Here is a 12833-nt window from a genome sequence, read left to right as displayed (position 1 = left end):
TATAATAATCTGATATAGAGTGTATTATGATGTGGTAGAATCTCTTTTTTGTTTGTTGGTCTTTTAAACATTTTCTGTAGGTTAGGTTTTATGTAAATTTAAATATGTTTTCCTTTTCCCCAACCATGTTTGCCTAAATATTGGTTGCCACTTTCTACGGCTCCATTTTCAATAGAAGTTCCCATACTATCATTCCATCTATTTAAGTAGCCAAATAAAGAAATAACACCTAGCATTTCAACAATTTCACCCTCATTCCAGTGTTCATATAGACGTTTTTTTATGGTTTCATCAACCCCATTTGGTACTTGAGATGCTTGTAATGAAAAATCTAATGCAGCACGTTCGGCTTCACTAAATGCAGGATGTGTTCTGTATTCCCAAATATTATCTAATTGCTCTTGTTCGGCGCCATAACGTTCTGCTGCTCTAATAGCATGAGCTTGACAATACCTGCAACCTGTAGAGTTACTACTTACCCAAGCAATCATGCGTTTTAAAGCAGATGTTACACGTCCTTCATTAGCCATAACAGCTTTGTTTAAATTAATAAAAGCCTTGCTAATGGCAGGACGACGTTGCATGGTTAATACAGAGTTTGGACAAAAGCCAAGGGTTTCGTTAAAAAACGTTGCTAGTTCTTTTGTTTCTAAATCATGATCAGCAGATAAAGGTGTTACTAAAGGCATAGTTTTATTTTTTAGTGGTATTTTTGAAGTTACAAGAAACGAAAAATAATTCATAGAAAGATGACAAATCATATTACAACAACTTGGTTGGGAGACATGAAGTTTGAAAGTACTAACCCATCAGGACATAATTTATTTATTGATGCGGGCGAAGAAAATGGAGGTAAAGGTGAAGGGTATCGTCCTAAAGCTTTGATGCTTTCGGGTTTAGCGGGTTGTTCAGGATTGGATGTGGCTGCTTTAATAAAAAAGATGAAGCTAAATGTTGATAGTTTTAAGATAGATACTGAAGCTAATCTTACAGAGGAACATCCTAAGTTTTACGATAAAGTAGCTATGCGTTTTCATTTTTATGGTGATGATTTAAATGAAAAAAAATTACAACGCGCTGTTGATTTATCAATAGAAAAATATTGTGGTGTTATGGAAATGTTTCGTCAGTTTGCAAAATTAAGCATAGAAACTCACTTTCATAAAAAGTAATGCCTCTTTTGGAATTTCAAAATCAAATATTTTAAGATTTATTTCTGAAATAAACTATGCGTTGGACTATAGAACCAAAACCGAAAACTAAAAAAATTGAAGCATTACAAAAAGCACTTCAAGTAGATACCATTACAGCAACATTGTTAGTGAAACGAGGTATTGAGACTTATGAAGCAGCTAAACGTTTCTTTAGACCTAGTTATAGCGATTTACATGACCCTTTCTTGATGAAAGATATGGATAAGGCTACAGCACGTATTGAGAAAGCAATTTCAAATAATGAAAATATTTTAGTGTATGGCGATTATGATGTAGATGGTACGACTTCAGTAGCGCTTATGTCTTCGTATTTAAAAACAATTCATCCTAATATTGCTACTTATATTCCAGATCGCTATGATGAAGGTTATGGCGTGTCTTATAAAGGGATAGATTTTGCTAATGATAATGGTTTTTCGCTTATTATTACTTTGGATTGTGGTATTAAAGCTATTGAAAAAGTGGCTTATGCCAAAGAGCAAGGAGTCGATTTTATTATTTGTGATCACCACAGGCCTGGAAATGAAATACCAGAAGCTGTTGCTGTTTTAGATCCTAAACGAGAGGATTGCGATTATCCTTATAAAGAATTATGTGGTTGTGGTGTTGGCTTTAAGCTTATACAAGCATTAGCTTCAAAAGAAGGAAAAACAGCCGAAGATTTAACGAGTTATTTAGATTTGGTGGCTACTGCAATTGGTGCAGATATTGTTCCAATTGATGGAGAAAACAGAGCGTTAGCTTATTTTGGATTACAAGTTGTAAATACTAATCCAAGACCAGGGATAAAAGCTATTCTCGATCAAGTAAAAAAAACAGAATTTACTATTACTGATGTTGTTTTTATTGTAGCACCTCGTATTAATGCCGCTGGACGAATGAAACACGGTAATTATGCGGTAACGTTATTAACAGAAACAGACAATAATTTAGCAGTAAAATATGCTGCTGAAATTAATAATTATAATCTTGATAGGCGTGAAACAGATAAACGAATTACAGAAGAAGCTCTTAAGCAAATTGAAGAACAAAAAGAACAGGAACGCTTTACTACTGTTGTTTATCATGAAACTTGGCATAAAGGTGTTATTGGTATTGTGGCTTCTAGATTAATTGAAACCTATTATAGGCCTACTTTAGTTTTTACTATGAGTGGAGATAAATTAGCGGCTTCGGCAAGGTCTGTTAAAGGGTTTGATGTGTATAATGCTTTAGAGGCGTGTAGTGACCATATTGAGCAGTTTGGAGGACATAAATATGCTGCTGGTTTAACACTTAAAAAAGAAAATTACGAAGCTTTTAAACAGGCTTTTGAAGATGTTGTTTCTAAAACAATTGATAGCGATTTATTAACTCCAGAAATTAAGATAGATGATAAAATAGATTTAAAGGATATCACTCCTAAGTTTTATAGAATTTTAAAGCAATTTGCGCCTTTTGGTCCAAGTAATATGACGCCTATTTTTGTTACTGAAAATTTAACAGATACAGGTTATGGCAAATGTGTAGGAGCAGATAAAACGCATTTAAGATTAACGGTAACTCAACCAGAGTCATCAAGTAATTTTGTTGGTATTGGTTTTGGTATGGGAGATAAAATAGATGTCATTTCTAATGGTAAACCTTTTAATGCTGCTTACTCTATTGATGAAAATGAATGGCAAGGCAATGTGAGTTTACAATTAAAATTAAGAGATATTAAAGTTTAATAAATATGACCAAAAAAGACCCATATGCTGCTCTAAGATTTAAAGAATTTAATATATTTTTATTAGTTCGTTTTTTGTTAGTTTTTGGGTGGTCTATGCAATTTATTATCATAGAATGGCAGGTGTATAGTATAACCAAAGATCCGTTATCTTTAGGAGTAATTGGACTAATGGAGATAATCCCTGCATTTACTATGGCTTTGTTTGCAGGACATATTGTAGACCAAAAAGAGAAACGAAACCTTTTAGCATTATGTATTGCTGCGTTTTCATTAATTAGCTTAGGCTTGTTTTTATTAACATGGCCAGAAATGGTAGCAGGTTGGGCAACAAAAACGATATTATACTCTATTTATGCATTAGTATTTTTTGGTGGTTTTTTGCGTTCTTTTTTTGGACCAACTATATTTTCGTTAGTTGCTTTAATAGTTCCTAAAAAAGTATATCCAAATGCTGCTACTTGGAATAGTTCCACATGGCAAATGGCAGGTGTATTAGGTCCTGCTTTTGGTGGTTTTTGTATTGGTTGGTTTGATGATAATGTACATTGGCCTCTTTGTATTGTTTTTGGCTTGGTAATGTTATCATTAATTGTTTTATTTCAGATAAAAAAGAAACCTATTTTAAATCCTAAAATAGGAGAATCTGTAAAGGAAAGTTTAAAAGAAGGTGTTCGTTTTGTGTTTAAAACAAAAGCTATTTTAGGCGCTATGACTTTAGATATGGTGGCAGTTTTATTTGGAGGAGCCATTGCTCTATTACCTGTTTTTGCACAAGATATTTTAAAGGTAGGGAGTGAAGGTTTTGGAGTTTTAAGAGCTGCACCTGCTGTTGGTGCATTTATAACTATGTTAATTACGGCTTATATACCTATAAGTAAAAATGCAGGAATGAAATTATTAGCAGCAATATTTGGTTTTGGAGTTTGTATTGTTGTTTTTGGACTGTCTTCTGTGTTTTGGATATCATTACTGGCATTGTTTTTTAGTGGTATGACCGACGGGGTTTCGATGGTAATACGTCAAACTATTTTACAACTTAAAACACCAGATGAAATGCGCGGTCGTGTATCTTCTGTAAACTCTATGTTTGTTGGTTCTTCGAACGAACTAGGAGCTTTTGAAAGTGGTTTAACTGCAAAACTTATGGGAGCAGCTACAGCTGTTGTTTTTGGAGGTACGATGACTTTGATTACGGTAGTTACTACAGGCTTAGTTTCTCCGTCATTTAGGAAATTAGATTTAACCAAAGACATGGAAGCTCACGAAAACGAAGAATAATTGATGGTCTGTTTTAGAGGCTTTTTGAGTTGTAATTGGTATTGTAGGGTTGCCGTTTTATTTTGTTGGTAATTTGGTTTATTTCGAATTTACACAGCATTATATTTGTCCAAAATTGTTAAGAATTCCAGCGTGTTATATTATTATGTGCTTTATAATCCCTCTTATTACTCATCTTTTTAATAAGAGTCAATTAGTATATTTTATTTTTTACAGGATTAGCTTTTATAGTTGCTTTAGTGGCAAGTATTATGGAATTTACAGATTTAGGTGAATGCCCAAAAACAGTAGGAGGAGCGCCTATGTGTTATTATTCCTTGTTGCTTTTTACTAGTTTGATAGTGGTTAAAGGGTTGCTAATTAAAAGAAATGGTAGAAATTAATATGCTTTAAGTGCTATGTTTTCTCCATCAAATATGCCGTAGGTATAATATTGGATCCAATCGCCTAGATTGATATATTTCGAGTTTTTGTTGAGGTCGATGTTTAATGGTAAATGCCTATGTCCAAAAATAAAATAATCGCGGTGTTTGTCTTCTAGTTTTCGTTTACAGTATTGTACTAACCATTCGTTGTCTTCTCCTAAAAACTGAGCATCGTCATCGCCAGAAATAAGTTTATTTTTTACAGATAAATGCTGTGCCATTCGTACGCCTAAATCTGGGTGTAACCATCTAAAAAGCCATTTACAAAAGGGGTTTGTAAATACTTTTTTCATGCGTTTATAGCCTTTGTCTCCTGGTCCTAAACCGTCTCCGTGGCCTATTAAAAACGTTTTGTTGTTGAATATGAATTCTTTTGGTTTATGGTATACGGGAATGTTAAGTTCTTCTTCGAAGTAACCATTCATCCAAAGGTCATGATTGCCAACAAAGTAATAAATAGGGATTCCAGAATCACTAATTTCGGCAAGTTTACCCAAGGTTCTTGTGAATCCTTTTGGAACTACGGTTTTAAATTCCATCCAAAAATCAAACATATCTCCTAAAAGAAAAATTGCTGCTGCATCTTGTTTTACTTCATCTAACCATGCTACAAACTTTTTTTCGCGTGGTCGAGAAGCTTCTGCTGTTGGTGCGCCTAAGTGATTATCTGAAGCGAAATATATATTTTTTCCTTTGGGAATTTGCATGTTGTAAATATAGTATTTTTTTAGTGAGAAGTTTAAATACCGAAGTTGGTGGTTAGTTAATTGTATATGATTTTTATGAAACGGATTTCACGAATTAATACCAGTTATAAATTAAATGCTAGTATGGTTGCATTCTAAATTTTTGATCGTTATTTCGCAAAGTTTTACAAAGAATCCATGGTGTTTTATAGAGAAAAAAGAACATGCTTTTTATACTGAAGTTTGTTGATCAATGCGTTAGGGATAGAGGTATTGTTGGAGCTCCTCGCAGAGAGCGACTACCGAAAGCCCGACCTGATAAGGTAACGCTCTAATTATTTTCGTAAGCAAACCATTCGGCAAAAGAACTCTCTGTTTCTTGAAGTTTTAAGGAGTGTAAATTAATGTGTTTTGGTAAACGTGTTTTTATTTTTTTTGCAAAGTCGATGACCATCATTTCACTGGTTGGTTGATAATCTACTAATAGTACATTGTGGTCGCGATCTTGTAGTTCTTTTGCAAGTTCAACATGCGGTGTGTTTTTATTAAAAACGGTAGCATGGTCGAAGACATCTACAATTTCTTCTGTGACTATTTTTTTTAAATCACTAAAATCTATCACCATTCCAAATTTTACATTGGTGTTGTCGGTAATGGGTTGTCCTATAACGGTTACAGATAGTTTGTAACTATGACCGTGTACGTTTTTACATTTTCCGTCGTATCCATAAAGAGCGTGGCCAGTTTCGAAAGAGAATTGTTTTGTGATGCGTATGTTATTGCTCATTACCTTCTTTTTCTTTTATTTACAAAGTAAACAATTACTAGTACTAAGCCTAGTACTAGAAACAATCCGCTACCACTTATAAAACTTAATATTTCCATAAATATAATTAAATATGCATTATCTGGCGCAAAGTTAAGTCTTTTGAGTAAGGGGTAAAAATAGTTGTCGGAATTTTATAATTAATGGTATGCCTCTGGCAATAATCCAAAAGGTTAAAGCAATAAAAATAGCATACAGTTTATAATCAAGGCCATCTAGTAAAAATAGGACAGGTATAAAGATTAAAAAAGTTGAAAATAATAAGACATTGCGTAAATACCCCATTTTGCCTAGTCCTTTAAAAATACCATCAAAAATAAAAGCTAACGCGCACAAGGGTTGCATGAGTAATACGATATAAAATACGGAATAGAAAGAGTCCAGTACTTCGGGATCTTTGGAGAAAATGGTTCCTAATGGATAGTAAAAAATAGCTCCCAAAAGGGCGGTAATAATGCCTACTATAATGCCATATTTAATGAGTTTGTTGCTTAGTGTAATAAGTAATGGGTATTGTTTTGCTCCCAATAGTTTTCCTGATAAAATATTACCTGCACTGGCATAACCATCTATAATAAAAGCGCCAAGAAACCATAAATTAATGGCAATGGTATAAGCTGCAATATAGTTTGCACCATAACTGGTTGCAAAAGCACTGGCAAAATATAGTGTAACGTTTAAAGCAATGGTTCTTACAAAGAGGTTAAGAACCATTAAAATGAATTTGTTGATTTCTTTATTAAAAGGAAAGCTTGGTTTTAATGGGATAGATGTTTTTTTAAGCAGATAAAAAGCGGAAAGTAATGCCATTAAAATTTGAGCTATAACACTTGCGTAAGCGGCTCCTTTTATATGCATTGGGTTAATGTAGCCTTCGATGCCATAGACTAATATGTAGTCTAAAATAATATTTGATAAGGCTCCAATTATAGCAATTAACATGGGGTAATATGTGTTTTGTAAACCTCTAAATACGCCAAAAATGGCTATGGTAAATAGGGTGAACGGAAAACCAAAAACGCGTATTTTATAATAATCTACACTGTATTCTAAAATTAAATTTGTTGCATTATAAAGTTTGAAAATACTTTGGGCAAAAGGGTAGGTGCTTAATATAATTAAGAGGCTTAAAGATGTTATAATAAAAATAGCTTGTGCTGGTAGGTTTTTAATATTATCTAATTGATCTGCTCCCAGATATTGCGATACTATTGAGGAAATGGCACTTCTTGTTTGCCCTAACACCCAAATAAGCATGGAGAGAAATGTTGTAACAATACCAACCGCTGCTAGGGACTCGGTAGCATTAGTTGGAATATTACCTACTATTGCAGCATCTGTTAGTGATAAAACGGGTTCTGATATTCCTGCTATTAATGCGGGTATAGCTAGTTTGTTTATTTGTTTTAGGCTAATTGAGTTTTTCAAATTTTTAGTTGTAAAGACAATAAAGTGTTTATTATAAATTACTTTTGTGCAATAATTTGTAAATTTAGTTTTAATAACCTTTATATATGAAAAATATTTTAGTTCCTGTTGGTTCCTCAAATAATGCTATTAGTCATTTACAATATGCTGTAGATTTTGCTCAAGCAGTTGGTGCTAAGCTTTATGTTATACAGGTGTATAATGTGTTTACTAAAGCAGGAACAATGATTAAGATTGATGAGATTATTGAACGCGAAAGTTTGCAGTTTTTAAAGGACTTGGTGTCTAAAGTTGATACTAAAACAGTCGATGTTGTTGTAAAAACCTTAAAAGGTGGTTTAGTTGATACATTAGAATTAATTAGTAAAAAAATAGATATCGATTTAATTTTAGTTGAGCCTAGAACGAACTCCATTAAAGATGAAGTGTTTTTAGGGAAAACATCGGGTAAAATAATTAAACAGACAAAAATACCAGCTCTTATAGTTCCTGAAGGTTATATTTTTAAACCAGTTAAAACAATTTTAATGGCTGTAAAATCTGCTATTTTTAAAAAGAAGAATGCTTTATTACCATTACAGATTGTTCAAGAAAAATTTAAGTCTGCTGTAAATTTATTATTAGTTAAAACGGCGCGTTATAAGGAAGGTGATTTTAATGTTACTGATGATTTATCCGAGCTTGTAACGAGTACGACGACTACAGAAAATGCTACCACATTTCAAGGAGTTTTAGAGCATTTTAGGTCTAATAATCCAGATATGTTATGTGTGGTTAGACGTAAACGTGGATTTTTTATTAAAAAATGGGAAAAGAATACGATTCTAAAAAAAGACTTTCATAGTACCATTCCTGTTTTAGTACTTAGTGGGTTAAAATAATTAAAAAGTAATATTGGTCAAGATAAATTCAGAAAACTTTATTTATAACTGTTCTTAAACTCTAATGGTGTCGTTTTTGTTTTTAATTTAAAGACTCTAGAAAAGTAGGCGTAATCTTGATAGCCTAAACTCTCGGAAATAGTAAATAGTGAATTGTTTGAGTGAACGATTAAGCGTTTTGATTCTAGAATAACACGATCGGTAATTAAATCGGTTGTTGTTTTTCCTAAGGTTGTTTTTATAATTCTATTTAAATGTTTGGGCGTAATATTTAACGCGTTTGCATAAAATTTTGCCGATTTTTCCGTTTTGTAATAATTGTCAATAATTTGCTCTAAAGCACGTAAAGTTTCTATATAAGTAGCAGATGTTGTGTTTTCAATAGTTTTAAATGAATTATAATGTCTAGCAAGGTTTATGTATATTACATTTATAATACTAGATATTTTTTGTTTTTTATAAGGTAGGTCTTCGTAATATTCATCATTAACCTCTTTGAATTTTGATTCTAAAAGTTTAATCTTACTAGGAGATAAATTGAGTATTGGGGTGTTTTTATGGGAATAATAAAACGGAAATTGTTCAAGTTTACTTTTTGAAAAATGAAGCTCATAAAAATCTTGAGTATGAAAGAAAATATAGCCTTCTGGAGTGTTGTAGAATTTCCAATAATGGGTTTGTCCTGGTTTTAAAAAGAAGATACTTCCAGGCTTTACATTATATGTATTAAAGTCTATTTCATGAATACCAGAGCCTTTAGAGAATAAAACACAAAGAAAAAAATCATGTTTATGAGGTTTGTGAAAAAAATCTTTGTTTTTCTCTAAATGACTTTTTAAATCGTTGCTATAAAAGTCGGATATGGGAACTTCTTGCTCAAACTGTTGAATATTTAAAATTGGAATAATCTTCATAAAACAAGTATATGTCTTAAAAGTACAAAAAATGGCGAATAATTTATGAGTTATAATTTTAAGATGTAAATTAAATTTGCACAGTAAATCTTAAATTGTGAAAAGATGAAGTTAATCTCAATTATAAGAGGTAAATGTCCGCAGTGTGAAAAAAGCAACATTTTTGAATCTCGTGGTAATTTGTTGTTATTTAAAATTCCGCAAATGCATGCGAACTGTGAAAGGTGTCATTATAAATTTGAAAAGGAACCTGGGTTTTTCTTTGGAGCTATGTTTGTAAGTTATGCCATAGCTGCAGCTCAATTTATTCCATTTTTTCTGATTTCTTATTTTCTTTTAGGGGCATCTCCTTTGTTTTCTTTTTTAGGAGTAATAGTTATTGCAATTTTGTCTAGTACAATGAATTTTAGACTGTCAAGAATAATTTGGATATATCTTTTTTCTAAAACTAAAAAGGAAGTTTAGAAAAAAGGTATGTTGTTTTGTGCTAGTCCGTATTTAAAAGGACTTACGATGCTCTTTTATCAATAACCATGATAGGCTTTCTACTCATTTTTGGAAATTGAAGTTTTAAGATCGCTTTTCTATCGTCAAATTCTATTTTTGGTAGGACTCTTAGTTTGGCTCTAAAATGATCTTTGATTTTTTGTAATAAATCATCAGAAGGCAAAGATGTTGCGATTTTTATTAGGATTTCGTCTGTCCCTATATCGTTATGAGAGATTTCAATAACATAACATTCAACTTCATTAAAGTGGTTTAAAATATTATGCATTGCTGGAGGATATAAAGTGGTACCTTTATATTTAATCATTTGTTTTTTTCTTCCAATTACAGGTCCAAGACGTACTGTATTTCTACCACATTCACACTTTTCCTCGTTTGCTTTTACAATGTCACCTGTTTTAAAACGTAGTAAAGGCATGCCTTCAACCCCTAAAGTTGTAATGGTTAATTCTCCAGATTCTCCTTTTGCAACAGGCTTGTTATTGTCGTCTAAAATTTCGGTAATTATTAATTCAGGATGTTGATGTCCTCCTTTTTGTGCTTCACATTCTGTAAATGCGGTATTCATTTCTGTAGAAGCATAGGTGGAATATAACTCGATATTCCATTGAGATTTTATTTTTTGAGACAATGTGTTTAGCGAGAAATCTTGTTCGCGAAGTGGTTCGCCAATGCAAATAGCGCCTTTAATTCCCGATGTGTTAAGATCTATATCGTGTTGTTGTGCATATTCAATCAGTTTTAATAAGAAAGAAGGTATGGCGATAATGTATGTTGGTTTAAATTTTAAGATAGAATCCCATTGTAATTCTGGAATTCCGTTACCAACACGAATAATGCCCGCTCCAAGTTCTCTAGCTCCTAAAAAATAGGCTAATCCTGCCATAAACCTTCTGTCCATAGTGGTCATTAGTTGTATGGTGTCGTTGGAATTTACTCCTGCACAAGCAAAAGAGATGGCTTCATTATAGGCTAAACGTTTTAAATCATTATCTGTTAATGCAAAAATTACAGGTTCTCCTAATGTACCAGATGTCGTTACATAATCGATAATGTCTTTTTTAGGAACACAAATAAAATCGTCGTTGTATTTCTGTAAATCATCTTTTGATGTTGTTGGAATATTAGTTAAATCTTCTAACGTATTTATGGTATTAATATCAACATGATGCTTTTCAAACAAACGTTTATAATAAGTTGAATGCTTGCTTAAATTAACTAAAAGAAGTTTTAATTGATTTTCTTGAAATGCTTTTATCTCCTCGGTCGAGGCTTTCTCTATATCTGGAATCATAGTCCTAACTTCCTTTTTAATTTTTTAATATACAAGTCAACTTCTCTTTTATCGGGAACAGTTGTGACTTCTTTAGTTTTCGCTTTTTGAAATGCATTTAAAGCGGCTGTATAATAACCTTTATTATAGTAATATTTACCCTTTAAATAGTATGTTTCCCAAAAATCTGGGTTGGTTATAATTAATTCTGAAATTATTGAAGGTTCTATATCTTTTTTATTTGCTATTAAAGATTGAACTTGAGATTTTAATTCTCTATAAGTTTCATAGTTTTTATAAGCTTTAGAAAATTGAAAATCATCTTTTTCTATATTCAGGTTTGTGTTAGATAGCGTTCTCTTTTTAGGGTTATTAAAAACGTCGTTCAAGTTGTAAGCGACAAACTCTCCTAATTGATATGGGCTTGAAGAAACCCAAACGAGTCGTTGTTCTGGTTTAAAAACTATAGCATGGTGTGCTAATAACTGGTTAAGCGCTTTTTCGTTGCCATAGCCAATAGATTCATTTTGTAAACCTTCTTTATTTCGCAAAATATCTACTGCTATTTTAGGAGTTAGCTTTGAGTGTTCTTCCAAAAGTTCTTCCATACGTTGGTAACGATAGAGAGAATGACTTTCTGCTTTGTGCTTTAGGTTTTTTTTATCATTTGCATAAGCTTGGCTTTGAAAATGATTTGAGCATATTAATTGGTTAGAGTTTGAAACCTCATAAACGCCAAAGTTATCAGGAGAGACTTCAATGGTGATGGCCTTTTTATCTTTAGCACTTCCAATAAATATAGATTCGGAAACAAATACTTTTCTCTTTTTTGCTATAGCAATTGCTTCCTCTATGGTTGATGCGTATTGTAAAATTTCTCTATTTAAAATTGAAATAGGTGTTTTGGCAATTAAAGGAATTTTTGATTTTCCTGCATTAATTGTAACGGTAAGTCCATGCTCATTCATTCCAGAAACGACACCAACCATGCCTCCCCAGGTTACAGACATAAATTTATGTCCTTTAGTAGGATTTACAAAAGCTATAATTTTTTCTTTAGCAAAATCATCTCCTGCATAAAAATCAAAATTTCTACCTATAATAAGACTACCATCCTCGGTTTTATTTCCCCATGCAGCAAACGAAGAGCAACCAACTAAGGCTAAATCTTGTAAAGCATGACCTATGTCGTGAGCACCATGTAAATAAAGGACTCTTAAATATGGTTCTGCTATGTTGTTATACTTGGATGAAGCATATTTTGAAAGCCCATAAATTTCGGTTTTATACTCTTCGGGAATATGTAGATACATTTTTCTATTAAACCAAGCTAAAAACTTGCGTAGTAAGGCTTGCTTTGTCTTTGAAGGAACGAGATCGTTAACTTTAGATAGAAAAACATGTTCTTGGTTGTTGAATAGTTCTTTTGTTAAGCTTCCAATAATTAGACCTCTTTGGTATGGATCACCTTCTACATAAAGCTCCCATAAACCTTGTTTGTTTTTGTTAAGCGTATTATTTGCTAAAAGAAAAGTGGAATCGGATGTTTTAACTCTTTCAGGTACAACTGCATTATATGTGCTTATATCTGGAACATCTTTAAGGGATTTAGAGACGCCACATGATGATACTAAAAGTAGAAGCGCAAAAAAGCAAAACCACTTTACTATTTTCATCTTCTTTAGATACA

The 12833-nt window shown here is 32.3% G+C and carries 12 protein-coding genes; 5 read left to right on the top strand and 7 right to left on the bottom strand.

The window, feature by feature from the left end:
• Positions 1 to 98 precede the first annotated feature (98 nt).
• Positions 99 to 689 carry a carboxymuconolactone decarboxylase family protein gene (locus tag A8C32_RS03680; protein WP_069829179.1) on the bottom strand — a complete coding sequence of 197 codons (591 nt, stop codon included), beginning with the start codon at positions 687 to 689 and terminating at the stop codon, positions 99 to 101.
• 60 nt (positions 690 to 749) lie between these two features.
• On the opposite strand from A8C32_RS03680, the gene A8C32_RS03675 reads away from it, so the two are divergent.
• Genes A8C32_RS03675 through A8C32_RS03665 form a run of 3 tightly spaced genes read left to right on the top strand, consistent with a single transcriptional unit; the run spans position 750 to position 4203 of the window.
• Positions 750 to 1172 (top strand): OsmC family protein, encoded by a 423-nt coding sequence (locus tag A8C32_RS03675; RefSeq protein WP_069829081.1) that lies wholly within the window; start codon positions 750 to 752, stop codon positions 1170 to 1172.
• 56 nt (positions 1173 to 1228) lie between these two features.
• The gene (recJ, locus tag A8C32_RS03670; protein WP_069829080.1) at positions 1229 to 2923 is read left to right on the top strand and encodes a single-stranded-DNA-specific exonuclease RecJ; all 1695 of its coding nucleotides are present in this window, start codon (positions 1229 to 1231) and stop codon (positions 2921 to 2923) included.
• A gap of 5 nt (positions 2924 to 2928) precedes the next feature.
• Positions 2929 to 4203, top strand: coding sequence for an MFS transporter (locus A8C32_RS03665; RefSeq protein ID WP_069829079.1), 1275 nt, complete (start codon positions 2929 to 2931; stop codon positions 4201 to 4203).
• Between the two features lie 379 nt (positions 4204 to 4582).
• Here the strand turns inward: A8C32_RS03665 and A8C32_RS03660 are convergent, their stop codons facing one another.
• The 3 genes from A8C32_RS03660 to A8C32_RS03650 form a co-directional block, all read right to left on the bottom strand.
• A complete protein-coding gene (locus tag A8C32_RS03660; protein WP_069829078.1) occupies positions 4583 to 5335 on the bottom strand; it encodes a UDP-2,3-diacylglucosamine diphosphatase in 753 nt (250 codons plus the stop codon).
• A gap of 310 nt (positions 5336 to 5645) precedes the next feature.
• A complete protein-coding gene (locus tag A8C32_RS03655) occupies positions 5646 to 6101 on the bottom strand; it encodes a 6-pyruvoyl trahydropterin synthase family protein (protein WP_069829077.1) in 456 nt (151 codons plus the stop codon).
• Positions 6102 to 6233: 132 nt separating this feature from the next.
• Entirely contained in the window at positions 6234 to 7568 is a 1335-nt protein-coding gene (locus tag A8C32_RS03650; protein WP_069829178.1) for an MATE family efflux transporter, read from the bottom strand.
• A gap of 86 nt (positions 7569 to 7654) precedes the next feature.
• On the opposite strand from A8C32_RS03650, the gene A8C32_RS03645 reads away from it, so the two are divergent.
• Positions 7655 to 8449, top strand: a complete 795-nt coding sequence (locus A8C32_RS03645) for a universal stress protein (protein ID WP_069829076.1) — start codon at positions 7655 to 7657, stop codon at positions 8447 to 8449.
• Positions 8450 to 8487: 38 nt separating this feature from the next.
• Here the strand turns inward: A8C32_RS03645 and A8C32_RS03640 are convergent, their stop codons facing one another.
• Entirely contained in the window at positions 8488 to 9363 is an 876-nt protein-coding gene (locus A8C32_RS03640; RefSeq protein ID WP_069829075.1) for an AraC family transcriptional regulator, read from the bottom strand.
• 105 nt (positions 9364 to 9468) lie between these two features.
• Here A8C32_RS03640 and A8C32_RS03635 point away from each other — a divergent pair, with 105 nt between their 5' ends.
• Entirely contained in the window at positions 9469 to 9828 is a 360-nt protein-coding gene (locus A8C32_RS03635; protein WP_069829074.1) for a DUF983 domain-containing protein, read from the top strand.
• Positions 9829 to 9871: 43 nt separating this feature from the next.
• Here A8C32_RS03635 and flxY read toward each other — a convergent pair whose 3' ends face one another.
• Together flxY and A8C32_RS03625 are read right to left on the bottom strand one after the other, a co-directional pair.
• Positions 9872 to 11164 (bottom strand): flexirubin biosynthesis putative acyl-CoA ligase FlxY, encoded by a 1293-nt coding sequence (flxY, locus tag A8C32_RS03630; protein ID WP_069829073.1) that lies wholly within the window; start codon positions 11162 to 11164, stop codon positions 9872 to 9874.
• On the bottom strand, positions 11161 to 12819 hold the full coding sequence (locus A8C32_RS03625; protein ID WP_083253229.1) for a C45 family autoproteolytic acyltransferase/hydrolase: 1659 nt from the start codon (positions 12817 to 12819) through the stop codon (positions 11161 to 11163). The genes flxY and A8C32_RS03625 overlap by 4 nt, the downstream gene beginning before the upstream one ends.
• Between the last annotated feature and the right edge of the window lie 14 nt (positions 12820 to 12833).

Origin of the sequence: Flavivirga aquatica, from assembly GCF_001747085.1 — a bacterium.
GTDB lineage: Bacteria > Bacteroidota > Bacteroidia > Flavobacteriales > Flavobacteriaceae > Algibacter_C > Algibacter_C aquatica.
This window is presented reverse-complemented; position numbering and strand designations above follow the sequence as displayed.